Source organism: Bradyrhizobium liaoningense, assembly GCF_018130785.1.
GTDB lineage: Bacteria > Pseudomonadota > Alphaproteobacteria > Rhizobiales > Xanthobacteraceae > Bradyrhizobium > Bradyrhizobium liaoningense_A.
The window spans coordinates 840,039-862,008 of record NZ_JAFCJT010000001.1 but is presented as its reverse complement, the minus strand read 5'-3'; the positions used below and the strand labels follow the sequence as shown (position 1 = coordinate 862,008).

Annotated in this window: 19 protein-coding genes; 2 read left to right on the top strand and 17 right to left on the bottom strand. The window is 64.3% G+C overall.

The window, feature by feature from the left end:
• Positions 1–55: 55 nt before the first annotated feature.
• The 11 genes from JQ627_RS03790 to oxlT (JQ627_RS03740) form a co-directional block, all read right to left on the bottom strand.
• Positions 56–2,386 carry a PAS domain-containing sensor histidine kinase gene (locus JQ627_RS03790; RefSeq protein WP_212482800.1) on the bottom strand — a complete coding sequence of 777 codons (2,331 nt, stop codon included), beginning with the start codon at positions 2,384–2,386 and terminating at the stop codon, positions 56–58.
• 228 nt (positions 2,387–2,614) lie between these two features.
• On the bottom strand, positions 2,615–3,988 hold the full coding sequence (locus JQ627_RS03785; RefSeq protein ID WP_212482799.1) for a cation-efflux pump: 1,374 nt from the start codon (positions 3,986–3,988) through the stop codon (positions 2,615–2,617).
• A 253-nt stretch (positions 3,989–4,241) separates the two neighbouring features.
• Positions 4,242–5,210, bottom strand: a complete 969-nt coding sequence (locus tag JQ627_RS03780; RefSeq protein WP_212482798.1) for a zinc-binding dehydrogenase — start codon at positions 5,208–5,210, stop codon at positions 4,242–4,244.
• A 79-nt stretch (positions 5,211–5,289) separates the two neighbouring features.
• Entirely contained in the window at positions 5,290–6,285 is a 996-nt protein-coding gene (locus JQ627_RS03775; RefSeq protein ID WP_212482797.1) for a nitronate monooxygenase family protein, read from the bottom strand.
• A 309-nt stretch (positions 6,286–6,594) separates the two neighbouring features.
• Positions 6,595–7,245 (bottom strand): hypothetical protein, encoded by a 651-nt coding sequence (locus JQ627_RS03770; protein WP_212482796.1) that lies wholly within the window; start codon positions 7,243–7,245, stop codon positions 6,595–6,597.
• Between the two features lie 50 nt (positions 7,246–7,295).
• Positions 7,296–7,487: a hypothetical protein gene (locus JQ627_RS03765; protein ID WP_212482795.1), complete on the bottom strand. Its 192-nt coding sequence runs from the start codon at positions 7,485–7,487 to the stop codon at positions 7,296–7,298.
• Between the two features lie 268 nt (positions 7,488–7,755).
• Positions 7,756–9,162: a hypothetical protein gene (locus JQ627_RS03760; RefSeq protein ID WP_212482794.1), complete on the bottom strand. Its 1,407-nt coding sequence runs from the start codon at positions 9,160–9,162 to the stop codon at positions 7,756–7,758.
• Between the two features lie 546 nt (positions 9,163–9,708).
• Positions 9,709–10,497, bottom strand: coding sequence for a fumarylacetoacetate hydrolase family protein (locus JQ627_RS03755; RefSeq protein WP_212482793.1), 789 nt, complete (start codon positions 10,495–10,497; stop codon positions 9,709–9,711).
• Positions 10,494–11,513 (bottom strand): 2-dehydropantoate 2-reductase, encoded by a 1,020-nt coding sequence (locus tag JQ627_RS03750; protein ID WP_212482792.1) that lies wholly within the window; start codon positions 11,511–11,513, stop codon positions 10,494–10,496. The genes JQ627_RS03755 and JQ627_RS03750 overlap by 4 nt, the downstream gene beginning before the upstream one ends.
• A 125-nt stretch (positions 11,514–11,638) precedes the next feature.
• A complete protein-coding gene (locus tag JQ627_RS03745; RefSeq protein WP_212482791.1) occupies positions 11,639–12,067 on the bottom strand; it encodes a CBS domain-containing protein in 429 nt (142 codons plus the stop codon).
• Between the two features lie 180 nt (positions 12,068–12,247).
• Entirely contained in the window at positions 12,248–13,570 is a 1,323-nt protein-coding gene (gene oxlT, locus JQ627_RS03740; RefSeq protein WP_212482790.1) for an oxalate/formate MFS antiporter, read from the bottom strand.
• On the opposite strand from oxlT (JQ627_RS03740), the gene JQ627_RS03735 reads away from it, so the two are divergent.
• Positions 13,557–13,823, top strand: a complete 267-nt coding sequence (locus JQ627_RS03735) for a hypothetical protein (RefSeq protein WP_212482789.1) — start codon at positions 13,557–13,559, stop codon at positions 13,821–13,823. The genes oxlT (JQ627_RS03740) and JQ627_RS03735 overlap by 14 nt on opposite strands.
• A gap of 6 nt (positions 13,824–13,829) precedes the next feature.
• Here JQ627_RS03735 and oxlT (JQ627_RS03730) read toward each other — a convergent pair whose 3' ends face one another.
• The 5 genes from oxlT (JQ627_RS03730) to JQ627_RS03710 all read right to left on the bottom strand — a co-directional run bounded on the left by oxlT (JQ627_RS03730) (position 13,830) and on the right by JQ627_RS03710 (position 19,294).
• On the bottom strand, positions 13,830–15,119 hold the full coding sequence (gene oxlT, locus JQ627_RS03730) for an oxalate/formate MFS antiporter (RefSeq protein ID WP_212482788.1): 1,290 nt from the start codon (positions 15,117–15,119) through the stop codon (positions 13,830–13,832).
• A gap of 421 nt (positions 15,120–15,540) precedes the next feature.
• Entirely contained in the window at positions 15,541–17,040 is a 1,500-nt protein-coding gene (locus tag JQ627_RS03725) for a tripartite tricarboxylate transporter permease (RefSeq protein ID WP_212482787.1), read from the bottom strand.
• A 42-nt stretch (positions 17,041–17,082) separates the two neighbouring features.
• On the bottom strand, positions 17,083–17,580 hold the full coding sequence (locus JQ627_RS03720; RefSeq protein WP_212482786.1) for a tripartite tricarboxylate transporter TctB family protein: 498 nt from the start codon (positions 17,578–17,580) through the stop codon (positions 17,083–17,085).
• Positions 17,581–17,668: 88 nt separating this feature from the next.
• Entirely contained in the window at positions 17,669–18,676 is a 1,008-nt protein-coding gene (locus tag JQ627_RS03715; protein ID WP_212482785.1) for a tripartite tricarboxylate transporter substrate binding protein, read from the bottom strand.
• A 480-nt stretch (positions 18,677–19,156) separates the two neighbouring features.
• Entirely contained in the window at positions 19,157–19,294 is a 138-nt protein-coding gene (locus JQ627_RS03710; RefSeq protein ID WP_212482784.1) for a hypothetical protein, read from the bottom strand.
• Between the two features lie 356 nt (positions 19,295–19,650).
• On the opposite strand from JQ627_RS03710, the gene JQ627_RS03705 reads away from it, so the two are divergent.
• Positions 19,651–20,979 carry an Hsp70 family protein gene (locus JQ627_RS03705; RefSeq protein WP_212482783.1) on the top strand — a complete coding sequence of 443 codons (1,329 nt, stop codon included), beginning with the start codon at positions 19,651–19,653 and terminating at the stop codon, positions 20,977–20,979.
• 391 nt (positions 20,980–21,370) lie between these two features.
• On the opposite strand, the gene JQ627_RS03700 is transcribed toward JQ627_RS03705, so the two are convergent.
• Positions 21,371–21,814 carry an SRPBCC family protein gene (locus JQ627_RS03700; RefSeq protein ID WP_212482782.1) on the bottom strand — a complete coding sequence of 148 codons (444 nt, stop codon included), beginning with the start codon at positions 21,812–21,814 and terminating at the stop codon, positions 21,371–21,373.
• Between the last annotated feature and the right edge of the window lie 156 nt (positions 21,815–21,970).

Here is a 21,970-nt window from a genome sequence, read left to right as displayed (position 1 = left end):
CGTCAAAACAGGGATCGAGAGCCTCGGTTCTGATTCAATCAGCACCGATCATGCGCTAGGCCGCAGCCGACATCGCGGACGCCGCCTTGATCGCATCGCGCGGCAGGGTCACGCGGACGACGGTGCCCACGTCGATCTTCGAGCGCAGCCGCATCGAGCCGCCGTGGAGCTGCGCCAGCGAGCGCGCGATCGCAAGTCCAAGTCCGGAGCCGTGATAGGTCTTGGTGAGCTGGCTCTCGACCTGCTCGAAGGGGCGGCCGAGCCGCGCCAGCGAATGCTGCGCGATCCCGATGCCGGTGTCGGCGATCATCAGCACGATCCGGTCGTCGAGCTGCCGGCTGCGCACCACGATGCGTCCGCCGTCGGGCGTGAACTTCACCGCATTGGAGAGCAGATTGACGATGATCTGCTTGGTCGCGCGGCGGTCGGCAACGACCGAGATCGATTTCTCGATCTCGGCGTCGAGCGTCAGATGCTTGTCGTGCGCGCGGCCGGAGACGACGCGGAGGGACTCCGCAAGCGTCTGTCCGAGGTCGAGCTCTTCCATGTCGAGCTTCATGCGGCCGGCTTCGATCTTGGACATGTCGAGGATGTCGTTGATGACTTCGAGCAGGTAATGGCCGCTGGTCAGGATGTCCTGGCAATATTCCTGGTACTTCTCCGAGCCGAGCTCGCCGAACATGCCCGAGCCCATGATCTCGGAGAAGCCGATGATGGCGTTGAGCGGCGTGCGCAGCTCATGGCTCATATTGGCGAGGAATTTCGACTTGGTCTGGTTGGCTTCCTCGGCGCGGGTCTTCTCGCGCTGATACTTCTCGGCGAGATCGGCGAGCTCGTTGGTCTGGCGCTCGAGGGCGGCCTGGGAGCGCTTCAAATCGATGACGGTGGCGCGCAGGCGCAGATCGTTGTCGACCAGCTTCTGCTCGTGCTCCTTGATCCGGGTGATGTCGGTGCCGACCGAGACGTAGCCGCCGTCCTTGGTGCGGCGCTCGCTGATATGCAGCCAGCTGCCGTCGTCGAGCTGCGCCTCGAAGGTGCGCGCGCCCGGACCCTGGCTGGCCGTCTCGTTGTGGCGGGTGCGCACCTCCGGCATGCGGCCGACTTCGAGCACGGTCTCGTAGGAGGTGCCGGGGATGACGGCGCTGTCGGGCAGCTTGTGCAGGCGCTGGAAGTGCGAGTTGCAGAGCACGAGGCGGTCGCTCGCATCCCACAGCACGAAGGCCTCCGGAATGGTCTCGATGGCGTCGCGCAGGCGCAGATCGGCCTCGACGGTGCGTTCGGCAAGGCTCTTCTGCTCGGTGATGTCGACGGCGATTCCGATCAGGTGCACGCTGGAATCGGTCGCCCCGCGCGTCTTCTCGCAGCGGACGCGGAGCCAGATCCAGTGACCGTCGACATGCTGCATGCGGAAGGTCTGGTCGATATGGTCGATCTTCTCGGAGATGAGCTGATCGGCGATCTCGAACAGGTCGATGTCGTCGGACTTCACCAGCGCGTTGACCTCGCCGAAGGTGAGGAGCTCGTTACGGCCGTCGAGGCCGAGCATCGAGAACATCGACTGCGACCAGAAGATCCGGCCGCGCGACAGGTCCCAGTCCCACAGGCCGCAGCGGCCGCGGTTGAGCGCGGTGTCGATGCGGCCGCGCACGGCGTCGTTGATGAGGTCGCCCTCGCGGGCGCGGGTCGACTGCCAGTGGAAGGCGAAGCCGAGGATCAGGACGACGAAGCCGGTGGTCGCCGACAGCGTCACCGAGAGCGCGGCATCCGAGCCCCAGAGCGGCTCGTTGCGCTCCTGGATCACGGTGACGAGGCCCGGCAGCGACTTGATCTGCCGCGAGGTCGCCATCGCGGCGTTGCCGTTCGGCAGCGTCATGTCGGAGACGTTGTTGTCGCGCGGCGGCGCCGCGAGCAATTGCGCCGTGGTGATCGCATCGAGCAGGCGGTCGTTGCCCGAGGGGGCGCTGTCGATCGGAATGCGGGCGAGGATGCGGCGGTCGACGCCGGCCGAGGTGACGACGACGTGGCGGCGGGCGGCCGTGCCCCAGGACGGGATGAGATCGGGCAGCAGTGTCGGCAGGTTCTCGATGTTCTTGAGCCGCTCCTGCCGCGAGGAGGTAAGGCGATCGATACGCTCTGCGAGCAGGTCGGCCAGCGCCGAGATGTCGTGGCGCAGCACCAGCCGCTTCTGGCGCGTCTGATCGACGACCTGCACGAATGCGCCGAGGCAGATCGTGATCAGGAAAGCGATGATGAGAGTCGGCACGGCGCGGCGCAGCGCCGGCTCCGCGATCAGGAGCCGATGATAGGCAGGTTTCGCGATCGATTGCGCCAATCCCTTGATCGAATCGGATTGGACGCACGCGTTCGCGGCGTCTGCACGCGACATGCCTTCGGCCCCCTGGAAAACCTGCTTGCAACTTGAGTTCGGAAGCAGCCCCACGTCACTTCCGAATCATGCCCGATTTGAATCCAGTTTTCGCAGGCTGTCGAGAGTCAACGAAACGTTAACGCGAAATTATTCTTATCCCACGGAGAGTTCGCGCATCCGGCGTCCGCAAATCGACGTGCGCGACGAGTCCGAAACGAGAACGCGTGATCGCTCGCGCACTGTCCATCACGCACGCGGCGGCTCGGCGTGACTGATGACGCGCTTCACGCTCGGGAACGCACGGCGCAGCCTGCGCTCGATCGCGTCGACATGCTCGTGCACCTTGATCACGCTCATCGAGGGCGCGGCGCGGCAGTGGAAGTTGACGATCTCGCCGGCGTCGGTGTTGCGGACACGCACGTTGTGAATGTCGTGGATCTCGCCGCCGGCAGCATATTCTGCGAGCGCGCCGGCGATGGTCTGCACCCGCTCCGGAGCGGCATCGACGCCGAACGGCAGTTCCGGTTCCAATGGCTCGATGTGGACGTCGACCTCGACGTCCGCGCCGAACTCCTCCTGGATATTGCGCTCCAGCGTGTTGGCGACGTCATGGGCGGCGTCGAGCTGCATCCTGGCGTCCACCTCGAGGTCGATGCCGACGATCAGCTTGGCGCCGAGATCGTGCACCGTGACGTGGTGGATGGCGAGGCCCGAATTGCGCGCGATCACCATGATGCGGTCGCGCACGGTCTCGTTGTCGCGGGCGACGGGGACCGCAGTGAAGCTGAGGTCGGTATCGCCGAACACTTTGGTGACGGCTGCCTGCGCCTTGCGCTTGATCTCCTCGACGCGGTCGATCGGATAGGTCCGCGGCACCTTCGCGATGGTGTCGATGAACGTAGTCGCTCCCACCATGCGCACCCGGAGCCGCTCGACGTCGATCACGCCGGGTACGCTTCGGATCGCGGCCGTGGCCTTCTCCTGCGCGCCCTCGGGGGCGCGATCGACCAGCGTCTGCACGGTCGAGCCGGCCATGCGCAGGCCGAGCAGGGCGATCATCACGGCGACCGCGGCGGCCGCCGCGGCGTCGCCCCACCAGAATCCGAGGGCGGCCAGGATCAGGCCGATGATCACTGCGAACGAGCCGAGTACGTCGGAGGCGAAATGCAGCGCGTCGGCGGCGAGTGCCTGGCTGCGCGTTTCCCGTGCGGCGCGGTGCAGGGCGCGGGCCCGCCACAGGTTCACGACGATGTCGATCACCAGCACCACGAACGGCACGGCCGAGATCGTCGGCGGCGGGGTTCCCTCGCGCAGACGGCTATAGGACTCGACCAGGATGCCGCCGGCGAGCACGTAGAGCAGGGCGGTGACACCGAGCGCGGAGATGCTCTCCAGCTTGCCGTGGCCGTAATGGTGCTCTTCGTCGGCTGGCTTGTCGGACACCCGCACCACCGCCCAGGTGATGATGGTCGCGACCAGGTCGATCGAGGAATGCAGGGCCTCGGAGATCAGCGCCAGCGAGCCGATCGCGATGCCGACCGCGAATTTGGCCGCCGCCATGCCGCCGCTGGCGAAGATCGAGATCGCCGCGACCGAGGTCTTGTTGTGCTGTTCGCTCATGGCCGGGATTTAGCAGCCTAGGGCTGAACATCAAGCGACGATCCACAGCTCTAGTCGCGAGTGAGTTGCAGGAGCGAAGCTATTGCGAATGCTTCTGAATTGAATGCGGGCTTAAGCCACTTGCCCAGCTCTCGTAGGGTGGGCAAAGGCGCGTAGCGCCGTGCCCACCATCTTTTCGCGATCGCCAGCTGGAATGGTGGGCACGCTTCGCTTTGCCCACCCTACGAACCGCGCGCTCATCGCCCGGCCAGGGTCACAGCGTCACGACGATCTTCCCCAGATGCTTGTTCGCCTCCATGTGCTCGAACGCCTTGTCGATGTCGTCGAACGCATAGACCTTGTCGATCGGCAGCTGGAGCTTGCGCGACTCGACCGCGCCCCAGATGTCCTTGCGGACCTCGTCGAAGATCTCGCGGACCTCCTCGATGGTGCGGGTGCGGAAGGTGACGCCGATATAATTGATGCGGCGGGCGGCATGCAGGTCGAAGTTGAAGTCGGCATGGGTGCCGCCGAGCCGGCCGACATTGACGATACGGCCCTTGATCCTGGTCGCCGCGAGGTTCTGGTTGGCGACCTTGCCCGAGACCTGATCGACGATGAGGTCGACGCCTTCGCCGCCGGTCGCCTTCAGCACCTCGTCGACCCATTTGGGGTCGGAGGAGTCGATCGCGAGATCGGCGCCATACTCCTTGAGCCGGCCGCGGCGATAGGAATCAGTCGAGGAGCCGATCACGAGCTTGGCGCCCTTGAGCTTGGCAATCTGCATCGCCATCAGGCCGACGCCGGAGCTCGCGCCCTGGATCAGCACGGCTTGCCCGGGCTGCACGCCGCCGACGGTGACGACGGCATTGTGCATGGTCGCGAGTGCGACGGGCAGGGTGGCGGCCTCCTCGAAGTTCATGTTCGAGGGCGCGCGGAACAGCCGGCCGTGGTCGGCGAGCGTGTACTCGGCGAACGCCGCGCCGCCCGAGCCCATGATGCGGTCGCCGACTTTCACGCCCTTGGCGTCCGGTCCGAGCGCGGCGACCTCGCCGGCCCATTCCATGCCGAGCACGGTGCCGACGCCGCCGGCCGCGCCATGGGCGTGGCCCTTGCGCATGCCGGTGTCGGCGCGGTTCAGCCCGCAGGCGCGGACGCGGACCAGCACCTGTGAACCTTTAGGTGCAGGTTGAGCGACGTCGGAAATCGTAGCTCCATCAGGGCCGTAGACGTAAGCCTTCATGAATTGCTTTCTTGCGCTTGATGTATCTGTTTAAGCGACGGCGAGTATCACCTCGCCTCTCGGGCGATAGTTGTCCTTCTTACTCCGCTGCTTCGCGTTGTGGATGAACGATCATGCCTTCCAGCCTGTTCCTGATGATGGCTTCGGCTTCCCGCACGATGCGGGAGACCAACTCGGCGCAGGTCGGGATGTCCTGGATCAGGCCCTGGACCTGGCCGGCCGACCAGATGCCTTCGTCCGAATTGCCGGTCGCATAGACCATCTTGCCGCGGGCGCCGGCGACGAGCTCGCGGATGTCCTCGAACCTGGCGCCTTCCTTCTCCATCGCGACGACCTTGGTCGAGATCTCGTTCCTGGCGACGCGCGAGGTGTTGCGCATGGTACGGAAGATCAGCTCGGTCTCGCGCTCGTCATTGGCGACGATCTTCTCCTTGATGAGCTGGTGGATCGGGCTTTCCTTGGTGGCCATGAAGCGGGTGCCCATGTTGATGCCCTCGGCCCCGAGCGCCAGCGCCGCGACGAGGCCGCGGGCGTCGGCGAAGCCACCGGAGGCGATCATCGGGATCTTGACCTTGTTGGCGGCGGCCGGGATCAGGATCAGGCCGGGGGTGTCGTCCTCGCCGGGATGGCCGGCGCATTCGAACCCGTCGATCGAGATGGCGTCGACGCCCATGCGCTCGGCCGAGAGGGCGTGGCGGACGCTGGTGCATTTGTGCACGACCTTGACGCCGTGCTTCCTGAACTCGTCGACATGCTCCTGCGGCTTGTTGCCGGCGGTCTCGACCACCGTGACGCCGCTCTCGATGATGGCGGCGCGGTATTCGGCATAAGGCGGCGGCTTGATCGCGGGCAGGATGGTGAGGTTGACGCCAAACGGCTTGTCGGTGAGGTCGCGGCAGCGCGCGATCTCCTTGGTGAGGTCCTCCGGCGTCGGCTGGGTCAGCGCCGTGATGAAGCCTAGCGCGCCGGCATTCGCGACGGCGGCGACCAGCTCGGCGCGTCCGACCCATTGCATGCCGCCCTGGACGATCGGGTGCTCGACGCCGACGAGTTTGGTGAACCGTGTCTGCAGCATGATCTGTTTCCCCCTGGATGGCCCGCAGGCTCTGTTGTCGGTTGATGCCGGGAGGATGCCGCCGGGGGTGGCAAATGTCTATTGCGGGGCCGTGCGGTGAGGGCGGGGTGTCATGCGGGGACTGAGGGGATTCCGCGGGGCGGATAATTTGGGGGCGTGCCCTTCACCGGGGCGCCCGCCGGGACGGCGGCTGAAGCGTCATTGAGCCCCGCAGCTTCAACATCGTCATTGCGAGCGCAGCGAAGCAATCCAGACTGTCTCCGCGGAGGGACTCTGGATTGCTTCGCTGCGCTCGCAATGACGGTAGAGCTACTCCGCCGACAGCCGCACCATTTGGCGGCCACCGTTCATTTCCTTGAGGCTGTTGACGAAGTTTTCCGGGCGCTGCCAACGGTAGGGGACCTTCAATCCCATGAACTCGGCGATGTCGCCGATGAAGCCGGTGCAGTTGGTGGTCTCGGCGTTCCAGACCGGCGAGCTTGCCTGTAATTTCTTGATGTAGGCGAACACGCGCTTGGCGTCGGCTTCGCTCAGATAGACGCGGTAGTTCGCGGTCAGATAGTCCGGATCGAGATCGCCGTAGCTCGCGCCGGTTTCGGCTGGCACCCAGGTGAGGTGACCGAGCACGTAGGCCCAGGTGTCGCCGGCGGGCGTGAGGCCCGCGACTTCGACGGCGCGCTCGCTGGTCTTGCCGTACCAGACGAACGCATGGCCCCAGCTCGCCGCCGTCCGCGCGCGGAAGTCGACGTAGTAGGGACCCTTCTCGGCGCCCGCGACGGGGCGCCGCGTCGATTGCGGCTGAGGTCGCGATGCGGTGTCGGTCGTAGCAAGCGCATTCGCATCGGCAACGCGCTTGTTCGCTTCGTGGGCCGAGGCCGAGGGTGTCGTGCATGCGATCATGGCCGCGAGGGCGAACCCTGCAAGGATGCAGGATCCCGATCGATCAGTTTTGTTCGTCACGCTGTGCCCCCTCGACTGCCGGCCGTTACACTGATGCAGCGATGCTGCTATCAGTAGCGCGCAGCGACCGGACCGGGCGCCTTGCCGATCGGGGCCTTTCCAATCGGGCTCTTGCCAATCGGCATCTTGCCGATCGGCGCCTGCTCCGCAGGATAGACGGGCTGGCGACGCGGCAGATCCGCAGCGTTCGCAGCCGTCACCAGAGCAAGCGTCGCACCCAGAGCAATTACAATCTTCTTCACAGTGATACCCCTAGAAGGTTTAGTCCAAACACGGCAGTGCCGTGCCCCCAGACACGCTTCACAGAAGGACGTCGGAATGCGTCCAAGTTGCGGCGCGCACGGGACAAGTTGGCGGCATTGATCGGATGCGCCGAGATGTGATGTGTCTGGATGTTTCTGCGCGGCGTGATTGAGGCCCGCGGGATGAGTAGAGCAGCGAAACCCATTGACGATCAGCGCGAGGAGAAGGGATGGGCTTCGCTACGCTCTACCCATCCTACGCAGCTAATCACCCGATTCGGTTCAGGCTGTTCCTGATCGTCGAGAAGATGCCGCCGATGTCCTTTCGCAAGGCATCGAGCGCGTTGAAATTGTCGAAGATGCGGGCGAGCCTGTCTTCGACCTCGCGCTTGCTCTTGCTCAGCGCATCGACGCGCGAGGCGAGGGTGACGTCGCCGTTCGCCTCGATCTCGCCGACGGTTTTTGCGAGGAGATCGCGGGTGGTGCCGACCTCCGCGATCAGGGCCTCGATGCCGAACACCGGCGCCTTCAACGGGACGAGATCGGCCTGCGACTTCGACAGCTCCGTCTTGAAGGCGTTCAGCGTCGCCAGCGTCTCCTGCAACGCGCCGAGACGCTGGCGCGACTGCAGGACAAAATCGTTCAGCGCGTTCTGGCGATCGACGAGGGTCTTGCCGTCGGGGTCGGTTTCGACGTCGGCGAGCGAGCGTTCGAGCTGGGCCTGGCGCTGGCCGAGCTCCTCGAAATCGAGCCGGATCGCTTTCAGGATGTTGAAGCTGTCGTCGATGCGGGCGAGGCGCTGCGCGATCTCGATCTTGTTCTTCGAGAGCGTCTCGACGCGAGTGTCGAGCGGCGCCTCGCCGCCGGTCTCGAGCTCGTCGATGCTCTTGGCCAGCCGGTCATGGCTGAGGCCGAGCTCGCCGATCAGGGCATTGATGCCGGCGTCCGACGAGCGCAGCGGGACCAGCTCCGCATGGGATTTCGCCAGATCTTCCCTGTACTGGTTGAGGGTCACGAAAATGTCCTGGACCGCGTTCACCCGTGACAGCAGCGCCGATACGTCGCGCGCCACGTCTTTCAGGCGGTCGGCGAGGTTGTTCTTGCGGTCGTCGGTCTCTAGGTCGAGCAGGGAGCGTTCGAGCTGGTTCTGGCGGTCGCGGATCTCGGTGAACACAGGCTCGACCGCGCGGCGCTGATCGGCGACCTTGCCAACCGTCTCGCGCAGCGCCTGCTGGCGGCGGCGGATCTCGGCGAGCTGGTCGTGCATGTCGGTGGATTCGTTGCGGCCCTGTTGGAGAAGCGCGCGTTGCTCAATCTCGCCCAGCTTGTCGTGGAGGGCGGAGACGGCCTCCCGGGGATCGCTTTCGATCAGGTGCTGGACGGTGGCGTCGAGGTGGTTTTGCAGGGCGTGCGCGACGACGACGTCCTCGCGGGTCTTCTTGAGGCGGTCGCGCAGGGTATTGAGGCGCCGGTCCTGACGCGAGAGCCGCCAGGCGGGGGCGCCGATCAGCGCCAGCCCGAGGGTCACGATCGCGCCGGTTGCGATGCGCTGCGGCATCGGCAGGTCCGCAAACAGGGCGGGCAAGTGCGCGACGTCATAGCCGAACACCTGCTGGGCGAGGATCGCGATGGCGGCTAGCAGGACAAACCAGGCAACCACGAAAAACAGCCACATCGTGACTTCCCCACTTGGGACACATTCTCGCCATAGTTGCTATTGGAGAGCGGAACCGAGATCAAGGGGCGCGCCGATTGCCTGATGCGCCTGGTCGCGTGAATCCACGACTGGTTGTGCCAGCAGACGATGGAAGGGGCTGCTGGATTTGCCGAGTTTTCCCGAAGATGCGAGGCCTGTCGTCCCATGAGCGTAGCGATATGCGGGACCGCGTCACGGTCTGTTCCGTATGACGCTCCGCTCATCCGGGCTACGACGTCGTGCTCGCTATCACTTGCCGAGGAAGTTCGAGCGCATCTTGTCGGCAAACCAGACCACGAAGATCGCGGCGAACGCGAGAGCAAAGTACAAGACCGTCCACAAAAGCGCATTGCCGGCAGTCGACATGGCGTCCTCCCTGGCGTCAGAAATCGATTGCCGGAAAGGATAAAGGCAGCCGCGACGGCGCGATTTGCGCAGGATCAATTTTGCCGCGCTGCGGCGAAAATGGCCGGTAGGCTTTCATTCCGGGGCACGACGGAGCTGCGCCCGGAATGACTGGGAGGGCTACAGCCGAAACTCGTTCGTCAGCTCGCCGATGCCGTCGATTGCGACGGTCACAATATTCACCGGCTCCTTCATCACGCCGACGCCGACCGAGGTGCCGACGGCGATGAGGTCGCTGGGAAGCAGGGTCATGTCGTGGGAGATTTTGCTGACCAGCTCCTGCGCGGTGAAGATCATGTCCGAGATCGGATAGTTCTGCCGCTCAGCCCCGTTGAGGATGGTGCGCACGGTGAGCTTGGCCGGATCGAGGCCGGTCGCGATGACGGGGCCGAACGGGCCGTAATCATCGATGCCCTTGGCGCGGGCCCATTGCGGGAAGGTGGGATCGCTGGTCAGGATGTCGTTGGCGGTGATGTCGTTGACGCAGGTGTAGCCGAAGATGAAGCTGTCCGCTTCCGCCGGCGAGACGCGGGCGCAGGTCCTGCCGATGACGATGCCGAGCTCGCCCTCATAGGTGGTCTTGCCGTCGTAGTAAGAGGGGCGGCGGATCACGGCGCCAGGCGTCGTGATCGTGGTGGTCGCCTTCAGCAGATAGAGCGGCTCCGGCGGCTCAGGCTGGTTCAGCTTGGCGGCGAGCGCGTGGAAATTATTCCAGAGCGCGACGATCTTGCTGGGCGCGCAAGGTGCGAGCAGCTCGACTTCCGACAGCGCAAGCGTTTTGCCGGTCGTCGCGTTGCGGCCGAACATCTCGCCTTCATGGACGCTGATGCCCGATGAGGTCAGCGTGCCGAAACCGGTCGCACCGGCATGGCGGAAGCGCAGCCATTGTTTCATCTCGCCCGCCATCATGCCACCGCCAGTGCGCGGGGATCGTGAGGTGCCGAGACGCCGTCATAGAGGCCGGCGATGCGGGCGCGCTGGGTCACCATCGCCAGCACCGAGTCGAGCGCGGGCGTGGCGATGCCGGTGAGGCGGCCCATCTCCTGCACCACGGTGACGAGCGGGTCGATCTCCATCGGACGGCCGCGCTCGAGATCCTGGAGCATCGAGGTCTTGTGCGCGCCGACCTTGCGGGCGCCCTCGATGCGGCGCTCGACGTCGACGCGGAATTTGACGCCGAACGTCTCGGCGATGCCTTGCGTCTCCACCATGATCGCGCGCGACAGCGCACGCGTGGAGGGATCGGTGCAGATCACGTCGAGCGTTGCATGGGTCAGCGCGCTGATTGGGTTGAAGCAGACATTGCCCCAGAGTTTCAGCCAGATCTCGTCGCGGATGCGGTCGAGCACCGGCGCCTTCAGCCCGGCGGCGACGAAGAGGTCGGCGAGGCGCTGCACGTCGGAGGTGATCTCGCCGGAGGGCTCGCCGAGCGGGAAATTGTTGCCGTAGACGTGGCGGATCACGCCGGGCGCCTCGATCTCGGTGGCGGGGTAGACGATGCAGCCGATGGCGCGCTCGGCGCCGATCTCGCGCCACTGCCGTCCGCCGGGGTCGATGCTCTCAAGCGTTGAATTCTCGTATTGGCCGCCGTGCTTGTGGAAGTACCAATATGGGATGCCGTTGACGGCGGTGACGATGCGGGTGTGCGGCCCGAGCAGGGGCTGCATCTTCTCGATCACGCCCGTGATCGAATGCGCCTTCAGCGTGATGATGATGTAGTCCTGCACGCCGAGCTCGGCGGGATCGTCGGTGCAGCGCGGATGCACGGTGTGCTTCTCCTCGCCCGCGAGCAGCGTCAGGCCTCGCTCGCGCATCGCGGCAAGATGCGCGCCGCGGGCGACCAGGCTGACGTCCGCGCCAGCGCGCGCGAGTTGAACCCCGAGATATCCGCCGATCGCGCCGGCGCCGTAGATGCAGATCTTCATGAAATCCTCGCGAGCAGAGACCGGATTTTGGGACGAAAGATCCGGTCCGGCTCGGAAGCATCCGAGCCGGGGCCGGTAGTCGCAGGGGAAGGGTCGTGACGCTCTAAGGCGCGATGCGCTTTAGTCTAGGCGGCCGCTTGCGGCGCGCCGTTGATCGCTTCGTCAACGGCAGCGGCGATGTCGCGCATGCTGATGACGGAGACGAGGCTGTAATCGTCGATCACGGGCAGATGGCGGATGTGATGACGGTTCATCAAGTGCCGCACGTGCTCGATCGTGTCGCTCGACGTGCAGGACACGAGCTGCTGCACCGAGACGAGCTGCGAGACTTTCACGTTGATGGCGTTGGCGCCGTGCTCGGCGACCGCGCGCACCACGTCGCGCTCGGTGAACATGCCGACCGCGGTGTTTCCTTCCGAGCGGACCACGTCCTTGACCACCAGCGCGCTGATGTTGTTCGCGCGCATCAGCTTGGCGGCGATACCCACCGTTTCGTTCATTCGCACCGTGACAACGCGCGGCGTCTTCTTGCGCAGAATGTCTCCGACCAGCATGGCAACCTCCCTGGGTGAACGATGAGGGAAGTGTGGTATACATAATGCCAATCGTCAAGCGCTGGATTTGGCTGATCCGAAAAATCTTGCGACAGCGATACTGACGTTTGTGGTCGCGGCAAAAGAAAAAGGGGCGCATCGCTGCGCCCCTTTCCGACCGTCGTGTTGGCGTGTGGCGGCTTACGCCGTCTCGGTCTTTGCGTTGGTCGTGGCCGTGCTCTCGCTCTCGGCTTCCTTGCCGAGGATGAAGGAGCGCCGCAGCGGCTTGATCACGAACAGCGCCATCAGCGCCGCCGTTGCGTTGAGCGCCACCGCCACCACGAACACGGCCTTCCAGCCATAGGCCGCGGAGATCACGCTGGCGAGCGGGACGAGCAGGGAGGCCGTGCCCTTCGCGGTGTAGAGCATGCCGTTGTTGGTGGTCGCGAACTTCGAGCCGAAGGTGTCGCCGCAGGTCGCCGGGAACAGCGAGTAGATCTCGCCGAACACGCCGAAGTAAACCGCGGTCGCCAGCACGAACACGATCGGAATGTGGCCGTAGGCCGACAGTGTCAGCAGCATCAGCGCGGCGGTGCCGAAGGCGATGAACATGGTGTGCTCGCGGCCGATCGTATCGGACACGAAGCCGAAGAACGGGCGGCCGAAGCCGTCGAAGATGCGGTCGAGCGAGATCGCGAAGGTCAAGGCCGCCATCTGGAAGCCGGCGAGCGTGACCGGCGTGTCGGCGATCTTGAAGTCGTGCGCGATCGGGGCGATCTGCGCCGCGGTCATCAGGCCGCCGGAAGCGACCATCACGAAGACGAGATACATCACCCAGAAAATGGGGGCGCGCAGCACCTGCGGCGGGGTGAAGTCGATCTTGGTCTGCGGCAGGTTGAGCTGCTTCTTCTTCGGCGGAATCGAGATCCGCGGCGGCTGGATGAAGAAGGCGAGCACGAACACGATCACGCCCTGGCCGATGCCGAAGATGAGGAACGCGTGCTGATAGCCGCTCGATGCGATCATGGTCGCGATCGGCACGATGGTGAGCGCAGCGCCGGCGCCGAAACCGGCGGCAGTCGCACCGGCGGCGAGGCCGCGGCGGTCAGGAAACCATTTCAGCGCGTTGCCGACGCAGGTGCCGTACACTGCGCCTGCGCCCATGCCGCCGACCACGGCGGCCGTGTAGAGCAGGGCAAGCGAGTTGGCGTAGGAATTGAGGATCCAGGAGAGCGCGATCATCACGCCGCCGAACATGATGACGATGCGCGGGCCGTATTTGTCGACGAACCACGCCTCGACCGGCACCAGCCAGGTCTCGGTGACGACGAAGATGGTGAAGGCGAGCTGGATCGCGGCGCGACCCCAATGGTACTCGTGATCGATCGGATCGACGAACAGCGTCCAGCCGTATTGCAGGTTGGCAATCATCGCCATGCAGACGATGCCCATCACGAGCTGGAGCCAACGGAAACCTGTGCGAAGAGGCGCGGCTGTGACGGCGCCATCCGTGCTGGAAATCATCAAGAACCTCCCAACGCGCTTGTCTGGTCGACACCGGTTGCAAGATGACCTGATGTCGCAAATATTGTGGCTTATCGTCGCAAGCGCGGCGCGGAGCTTGGTATACCATATCCCAGAAAGCAAGCCCTATCTCGGGCCGACTGCGACAAAAATGCGCGGTTCCATCGAGCTGGTGGCGATCGCGAAAACTTCGCGCAAAACGAAAACGCCCGGCCGTGAGGCCGGGCGTCGCCGCTTGAACGAGTTGAAGTGAAGCGCGTCAGGCGGTCGATTTTGCGACCACGACCTTGCGCCACGGCTTGAGCACCGCGATCGCCAGCGCCGAGGCCAGGATGTTGGCGCCGGCCGCGATGATGAACACGCTGTCCCAGGTGCCCGACGACTGCTGCATGTAGTTGGCGATCGGCACCAGCAGCGCCGCCGTGCCCTTCGCGGTGTAGAGCAGGCCGGCATTGGTGGTCGCGAACTTGGCGCCGAACGTGTCGGTGCAGGTCGAGGGGAACAGCGAGTAGATCTCACCCCAGGCGAAGAACACGAAGCCCGAGAGCAGCACGAACCAGACCGGGTCGTGGCCCCAGAGGTAGAGCATCCAGATGCCGACGCCTTCCATGCCGAAGGCGATGAACATCGTGTTCTCGCGGCCGATCATGTCGGAGATCCAGCCGAAGAACGGACGCGTCAGGCCGTTGAGCACGCGGTCGATCGTGGCCGCGAAGGTCACCGCCGTCATCGTCACCGCCATCAGCGTCACCGGCACGCTGTCGACCTTCCAGTCGACTGCGATCGGCTTGAGGTTGGCCGTCACCATCAGGCCGCCGGCGCCCACGATCACGAACATGAAGTACATCAGCCAGAAGATCGGCTGACGCAGCACCTCGGTCGGCTGGTAGTTGCGACGTGTCTGCACCAGCGCGGCGTTCGCCACCACGGCCGGCACCTGGCCTGCTTTCGGCGCGAGCAGGAAGAAGGCGAGGATGCAGATGATGATGCCTTGTCCGAGGCCGAAATAGAGGAAGGTGGTCTGGAAACCACTGTCCTTGATCATGGCCTGGATCGGCGCGACGGTGAGGGCAGAGCCGGCACCGAAGCCCGCGGCCGTGATGCCTGCGGCAAGACCGCGCTTGTCCGGAAACCATTTCAGCGCATTGCCGACGCAGGTGCCGTAGACGCCACCGGCGCCGATGCCTGCGATGATCATGCCGAGATAGTAGCCGTTGAGCGTGGTCGCCTGCGCGTTGATCACCCAGCCGAGGGCGCAGAGTACGCCGCCGACCAGCACGACGATGCGCGGACCGTATTTGTCGACGAACCATCCTTCGACCGGCACGAGCCAGGTCTCGAACAGCACGAACAACGTAAAGGCCCATTGGATCGACGCGCGATCCCAGCCGAACTTCTTCTGGATGTCGGGGACGAAGAACGTCCAGCCGTATTGATAGTTGGCGATCATTACCATCGCGGCGACGCCAATCGCCAACTGCGTCCAGCGATAGGCATCGCTGACGCGCGCGGCACTAGGGGCCACTGTTGACTGCACCATGTCCGTCATTAAAAACCCTCCCGAAGGCGCCGTCATTTTTATGCGTGCGCTGTCCCGCATCTTGGTATTCATTATGCCAAGATTCAACCGAGGGACTGGAGGGTGCGGCGAAATATCGCGGGATCACTCCACATGCGCTTCGGCCAGCAAATTGTAAAGCCCCATCGCAGCCGCGCGACAGCGGCAGCAGCGATCGTGCCTGCTCAATTCATTGATTTCGCGAGAATTCTTGCCTGTTGCGGGAAGCCGCAAAACAAGCTTTGGGAAGCGATTCACCGCCGGCTTCCCACTTGCGCACGTCGACGTGCCCAGTCCTTTCGCATCGATGCGCGGCCGTCAGATGACTGCCGATTCCTGGAATTCTTTATTCCAGAAGTCCGGGGTGCGGCGGATTTGACGCGACTCTTGCGGCAGCCTGACGCAGGACGCGTTACGCCATCGACGTGCGCAGCCGGCTGTAGCCTTCCTGAATCGCGGACCAGAACAGCGCGACGAGACCGAGCGCCATGATCGTGCTGACGAGGCCGTTGGAGAAGAACACGCCGAGCGAACCCTGCGATCCCAGCAGCGATTGCCGGAAGGCTTCCTCCGCCTTGTCGCCGAGCACGATGGCGAGCACGAGCGGCGCGAGCGGGTAGTTGCACTTCTTCAGGAGATAGCCGAGCACGCCGAACACCAGCATCAGCATCACGTCGAAGGTGCTGTTGTGCACCGAATAGGCGCCGATCGCGCAGAGTACCAGGATGAGCGGCGCGATGATGCCGAACGGCACGCGCAGGATCGCGGCGAAGACCGGCACGCAGGTGAGCACGACGATGAGGCCGGCGATATTGCCGAGATACATCGAGGCGATCAGGCCCCAGACGAACTCCTTCTGCTCGACGAATAGCATCGGCCCGGGCTGGAGGCCCCAGATCAATAGTCCGCCGAGCAGGACGGCGGCGGTCGGCGAGCCCGGCACGCCGAGCGACAGCATCGGCAGCAGCGCCGAGGTGCCGGCGGCATGCGCGGCCGTCTCCGGCGCGATCACGCCTTCGATCTCGCCCTTGCCAAAATTGTTGCCGCGCCGCGCCAGCCGCTTGGCGATGCCGTAGCTCATGAAGGAGGCCGGCGTCGCGCCGGCGGGCGTGACGCCCATCCAGCACCCGATCAGGCAGGAGCGCAGCGAGGTCATCCAGTAGGCGGGCAGCTCCCGCCAGGTCTGGAGCACGACGCGAAGGTTGATGCTGGCATTGCCGCCGCGGAACGCCAGCCCTTCCTCCATGGTCAGCAGGATCTCGCCGATCCCGAACAGGCCGATCACGGCGATCAGGAAGTCGAACCCGTTCAGCAGCTCGGTGACGCCGAAGGTCAGCCGCAATTGTCCCGTGATCGAATCGAGGCCGACCGCGGCAAGCGCAAACCCGATCATCATCGCCGCGATGGTCTTGAACGGCGGCTCCTTGCTGAGGCCCACGAAGCTGCAGAAGGCGAGGAAGTACACCGCGAACTTCTCCGCCGGACCAAATCGCAGCGCAAAGCCCGCAACCAGCGGCGCGACCAGCGTGATCATGATGACGGCGAACAGCGCGCCGACGAAGGAGGAGGTGAAGGCGGCCGTCAGCGCTTCGCCGGGCTTGCCCTGTTGCGCCATCGGGTAGCCGTCGAAAGTGGTCGCCACCGACCATGGCTCGCCGGGGATGTTGAACAGGATCGAGGTGATGGCGCCGCCGAACAGCGCGCCCCAATAGATGCAGGACAGCATGATGATCGCCGATGTCGGCGGCATGCTGAAGGTGAGGGGAAGCAGGATCGCGACGCCGTTGGCGCCACCTAATCCCGGCAGCACGCCGATGATGACCCCGAGCGTGATGCCGATGATCATCAGCATGATGTTGTAGGGCTGGAGGGCGACCGCGAAGCCGTGAAACAGATTGGCCAACTCTTCCATATCAATTCGTCCTGCAGCAGCAATTGACTGAATGCGCAGCTCTCACAAGCCGAGCCATTCCTCGAGCGGCCCCTTGGGAAGCGGGACCAGGAACCAGCGTTCGAAAACGAGATAGGTCACGACCGGCATGCCGATCGCCACGGCGGCGACCGTCAGCCAGCGATAGCCGCCGAGCCAGCGCATGAACCAGGCGATGAACACCATCGAGGCCACGTAGAGGCCGATAAACGGCATCGAACCGACATAGATCGCGGTCGGCACCACGACGCTCATGACCTGGCGAAGCTGTCCCCATTCCGCGAACAGCCGGCCGTCATCGTCGCGCTGCGCGCTCCACAGGTTGATGGCGCTCGCGCCGACGATGGCGGCGCCGACATAGAAGGGGAAGAAGCCGGCACGCGGACCCTCCGCGCCCCAGTTGATGCCAGCCTTGATGCTGCCGAAGATCACGACCAGGCCGAACGCGCCGATCAGCAGCGCCATGCCGATTTCCAGCGTCTTGTGTGCCGGGCCAGAGTCGGAGCCGGATCGTTCAGTCATGGGACCTCCAGGCGGAATCGCAAGTCGTGTGCGGTCGCGGCAAACGGGAGGACGACGAGCGTCCTCGGCCGTCACCGATGTCGCGGGCTCAGTTCCCCGAAGCGAGGAAGCCGGCTTCCTTCATCAGGCCCTCGTGGCGCTTCTCCTCCGCCTCGATCCACTTGGCGTAGTCGGCTCCGGCAAGGAACGTCGTGTTGAAGGCGCCGCTCTTCATGAAGTCCTGCCATTCCGGCGTGGCGCGGACCTTCTTGAACAGCTCGACGTAATATTCGATCTGGTCCTTGGTGGCCTTGGGCGACATGAAGATGCCGCGCAGCATGAGATATTCCATCGCAAGCCCCTGCGACTTGCAGGTCGGAATATCCTTCCAGGCCTTGCCGTCGGCGATCGGCTCGTCATAGGCCATCGGCTGGGCGTCGAAGACACAGAGCGGACGGACTTTGCCGCCGCGCCATTGCGCCACCGCCTCGATCGGATTGTTGACGGTTGAATCGACGTGATTGCCGACGAGCTGGACCGCGACTTCGCCGCCGCCCTTGTAGGGGATGTAGGTGAACTTCGCTTCGATCGCCTTCTCGATGCCGACCGTGATGATCTGGTCTTCCTGCTTCGAGCCGGTGCCGCCCATCTTGAACGAGCCGCTCGGGGCCTTCTTCGTGGCGTCGACATAGTCCTTGACGCTTTGGTAAGGCTTCTCGGCGTTGACCCAGAGCACGAACTCGTCGAGCGCCAGCATTGCGACCGGGGTCAGGTCCTTCCAGTTGAAGGGAATTCCCGTCGCCAGCGGCGTCGTGAACAGGTTCGACAGCGTGATGATGATCTTGTGGGGGTTGTTCGTCGACGTCTTCACGTCGAGGAAGCCTTCGCCGCCCGCGCCGCCGGCCTTGTTGATGACGACCAGCGGCTGTTTCATCAGATTGTGCTTGGTGACGATGCCCTGGATCGTGCGCGCCATCTGGTCGGCGCCGCCGCCGGTGCCCGCGGGCACGATGAACTCGACCGGACGGACCGGCTCCCAGGCCGCAACGCTTGCGGTGCTGCCCGCGCACGACATCGCGATTGCCGCCAAGGCGACACTCAGAACGAATGGCTTCATCTTGCTTCTCTCCCTGTCGAATCTCGAACGCAGCCGCTCTTTGTCGGCTTGCGTCAGCCCATCTCGATTCACCTGCCCGGGGTCACCTTTGGTGGTCGATCTCCCGTGGCAGTCGCAAACGAAACTCTATGAGCAGGGACGTTGCGCGGCATCCGCTCCTTTCGGCTAAGGCTCGGCCAAGGAGCGCGCGGCGAGGATCGTAGCAAGCGTGCCGCGCACTCGAACGGTCCTGTCCCCTTTGCATCTTCAATTGTGCAGTCGTTCTTGGTTGGCGAATGGTATGCGAGATGCCAGTAGACAAACAATTGGATCGGCGGGTCACCTCGGCGGACCAATCGTCGCAGTTGTGTCCGCGAGCGACGCGCGGAATCAAGAGGACTCAAAAGAAATGGCCCCGACATGCGGGGCCATTTGATCGAACGTTGCGTCTGCGGGATCTGCCAACCGCGCGCCGTGTCGGCTGCGCCGTTGAGGGCCGTCTTACAGGCCGAAACGCGGCAGGTCGCCGTTGTGATTCGAGATCTCGGCGCTCGCCATCAGGAAGCGGTCGACCGCGGCCATGAAGCGGGCGAACAGCGAGGAGGAGGGGGCGAGGGCGACAGCAGCGGTCTTGGACATCGGAATTCCCTTTCTTAAGACAGTCAGTGTTGCTGTCTCATTTCGAAGGGCAATCTATGTATACCAGATGCCACTGTCTATGCATGCCATTGCATAGCAGCATGTGCGCTCCCGCATTGCAGCATAATCAACCGTTAAAGCGACCGTTCTGGGCCTAAAATTGCCAGGCGGCGTACGGAGAGGGCAGGATTTGCTGCCAAAGGACCGGAAATCGTGTCGCGCTAACGGTTCCATTTGCCGGGATCGGCCACCTCTTCGGGATGTGCCTGACCGCGCTGCAACATTGAGCCCTTGGCAGGGCAATTCAAAGCCGGTAGTGGTCTGCCCCCTTTTCCAATCAACTGTCAGAGTGGTTCATGTCGAGCGCCTCGGCCGCCGTCTCGATCGGCATCGATTTTGGGACCAGCAATACGGTCGTAGCCCTCGCGGCGGACGACCGCCGGGTCGAGGCCATCCGCTTCGACCATGGCGGACACCGGCACAGCGTCTTCGTGTCGGCCCTGTGCTTCTGGGAGGACCGGCCGGGAGCCGGAGCCCAGGCCGAGGGCGGGCCGTGGGCGATCGAGCAGTTTCTTGAAGGCCGCCACGTCTACCGCTTCCTCCAGTCATTCAAGACCTTCGCAGCGAGCAGCAGCTTCAACACCACTCAGGTGTTCCGGCAGCGCTACAAGTTCGAGGATATTCTGGCGGCATTCCTGCGCACGCTGGCGCGCCATGGCGGAGACAGGTTCGGCTTCGAGACATCGACCATCACGGTCGGCCGCCCGGTGCGCTTCGCCGGTGGCAATCCCGACGAGGCGCTGGCGATGCAGCGCTATCGGGCCGCGTTCGAACGCCTCGGCGCCGGCCACGCGCGCTATGTCTACGAGCCCGTGGGCGCCGCGTTCTCCTTCGCCCGCCGGCTGGAGCGCGACGCCACCGTCCTGGTTGCGGATTTCGGCGGCGGCACCAGCGACTTCTCCGTGATGCGCTTCTCGCGCTCCGGCGGTGTCTTGCGCGCCGAGCCGCTCGGCCATGCCGGTATCGGCATCGCAGGCGACACGTTCGATTACCGCATCGTCGATCACGTCGTCTCGCCGCGGCTGGGCAAGGGTTCCAGCTTCCGCTCGTTCGACAAGGTGCTGCCGATCCCCAGCGGCCACTACACCAACCTCGCGCGCTGGCATCAGCTCGCGATGATGAAGAGCAATGGCGATCTGCGCGAGCTGCGGGAGCTTGCGCGCACCGCGTTGAAGCCGGGCCAGCTCGAGGATTTCATCACCATCGTCGATCTCGACCTCGGCTTCTCGCTGTACCGCGCGGTGTCCGATGCCAAGGTGGCGCTGTCGGCGCAGGATCAGGTGGACTTCCGCTTCAAGGGCGGCGGGGTGGATATCGGCTCAACCATCACACGGAAGAATTTTGAATCCTGGATAGCCGACGATATCGCCCGGTTAGGTGCAACAGTCGACAAGGTGCTGGGCGAAGCCGGCATCACCGCGCGCGAGGTGGAAAAGGTGTTCTTGACCGGCGGGACCTCGTTTGTGCCCGCCGTCCGAAAACTGTTCGCCGAGCGGTTCGGCAACGAACGATTGATGTCCGGCGACCAGTTCGAGTCGATTGCCTACGGCCTCGCTTTGATCGGACACAGTCCCGAGCCGGACCGATGGACCGCAAGCGGTGGGATTGCGCCGAAGAGCGCGTAACAGTCGTTCGCAATCAGTCAGATCTGCATCGCTGGCCGCCGCAGGTCAATGCGGCCCTGCAGATATCCGCAGGCTCGATGTGAGTCATTCTCTCGGAGGGTTCCTCATTCTCCGTCATTGCGAGCGCAGCGAAGCAATCCAGAATGGTTCTGCGGAGCGACTCTGGATTGCTTCGCTGCGCTCGCAATGACGTGGGTGGATCCGCGCCTCGGATCGAACAGATCGCCCGCGGAAGGTGCCTTTACGTTACTGATTGATCTCGGGCTCGACGAGCCGTGCCAGTGCCGTAGGGTGGGCAAAGGCGCGGAGCGCCGTGCCCACCATCTTTCCGAGGTTGAGAGCATCGGTGGGCACGCTGCGCTTTGCCCACCCTACGATACTGATGTCGCCGCTACTGGTTGATCTCCGGCTCCACGAGCCTTGCGAGGTTTCGCAGCGATTCCTGCCAGCCGAGATAGCACGCCTCGGGCGGGATGAGGTCGGGGATGCCGGCCTGCGTGATGTCCACCTCGGTGCCGACCGAGACCTTCTTCAGGATCACGGTCACCTCGATCACGCCGGGCAGATTGGGGTCGTCGAATTTGTCGGTGTAGCGGAGACGTTCGCCCGCGACGAGCTCGAGATATTCGCCGCCGAAGGCGTGGCTGTTGCCCGTCGTGAAATTCCGGAACGACATCTTGAACGTGCCCCCGACCTTGGGCTCGAGATGATGGACGGTGCAGGTAAAGCCGTTCGGCGGAAGCCATTTCGCCAGCGCATCCGCCTCCAGGAAGGCGCGATAGACTTTCTCCGGACTGGTCGAGAGAACGCGGTGCAGACGTACAGTGCTGGGCATGTTCCTTCATCCTCTTGCATCGATGGGCCCGACCTTGGCGTCTACGGCCCATTCATGTCTCAAGGACGACCGGGATGCCGCCGATCCGACATGGCATGACAGAAAAACGGGGGCCGCCGAAACCGGCGGCCCTTGATGTTGTCTTGGATGTTGTCT

Bases quoted from the DNA above. Each gene is read 5' to 3' on its own strand.
- JQ627_RS03790 (WP_212482800.1), bottom strand. From the start codon at position 2,386: ATGTCGCGTGCAGACGCCGCGAACGCGTGCGTCCAATCCGATTCGATC.
- JQ627_RS03785 (WP_212482799.1), bottom strand. From the start codon at position 3,988: ATGAGCGAACAGCACAACAAGACCTCGGTCGCGGCGATCTCGATCTTC.
- JQ627_RS03780 (WP_212482798.1), bottom strand. From the start codon at position 5,210: ATGAAGGCTTACGTCTACGGCCCTGATGGAGCTACGATTTCCGACGTC.
- JQ627_RS03775 (WP_212482797.1), bottom strand. From the start codon at position 6,285: ATGCTGCAGACACGGTTCACCAAACTCGTCGGCGTCGAGCACCCGATC.
- JQ627_RS03760 (WP_212482794.1), bottom strand. From the start codon at position 9,162: ATGTGGCTGTTTTTCGTGGTTGCCTGGTTTGTCCTGCTAGCCGCCATC.
- JQ627_RS03755 (WP_212482793.1), bottom strand. From the start codon at position 10,497: ATGATGGCGGGCGAGATGAAACAATGGCTGCGCTTCCGCCATGCCGGT.
- JQ627_RS03750 (WP_212482792.1), bottom strand. From the start codon at position 11,513: ATGAAGATCTGCATCTACGGCGCCGGCGCGATCGGCGGATATCTCGGG.
- JQ627_RS03745 (WP_212482791.1), bottom strand. From the start codon at position 12,067: ATGCTGGTCGGAGACATTCTGCGCAAGAAGACGCCGCGCGTTGTCACG.
- oxlT (WP_212482790.1), bottom strand. From the start codon at position 13,570: ATGATTTCCAGCACGGATGGCGCCGTCACAGCCGCGCCTCTTCGCACA.
- oxlT (WP_212482788.1), bottom strand. From the start codon at position 15,119: ATGACGGACATGGTGCAGTCAACAGTGGCCCCTAGTGCCGCGCGCGTC.
- JQ627_RS03725 (WP_212482787.1), bottom strand. From the start codon at position 17,040: ATGGAAGAGTTGGCCAATCTGTTTCACGGCTTCGCGGTCGCCCTCCAG.
- JQ627_RS03720 (WP_212482786.1), bottom strand. From the start codon at position 17,580: ATGACTGAACGATCCGGCTCCGACTCTGGCCCGGCACACAAGACGCTG.
- JQ627_RS03715 (WP_212482785.1), bottom strand. From the start codon at position 18,676: ATGAAGCCATTCGTTCTGAGTGTCGCCTTGGCGGCAATCGCGATGTCG.
- JQ627_RS03710 (WP_212482784.1), bottom strand. From the start codon at position 19,294: ATGTCCAAGACCGCTGCTGTCGCCCTCGCCCCCTCCTCCTCGCTGTTC.
- JQ627_RS03705 (WP_212482783.1), top strand. From the start codon at position 19,651: ATGTCGAGCGCCTCGGCCGCCGTCTCGATCGGCATCGATTTTGGGACC.
- JQ627_RS03700 (WP_212482782.1), bottom strand. From the start codon at position 21,814: ATGCCCAGCACTGTACGTCTGCACCGCGTTCTCTCGACCAGTCCGGAG.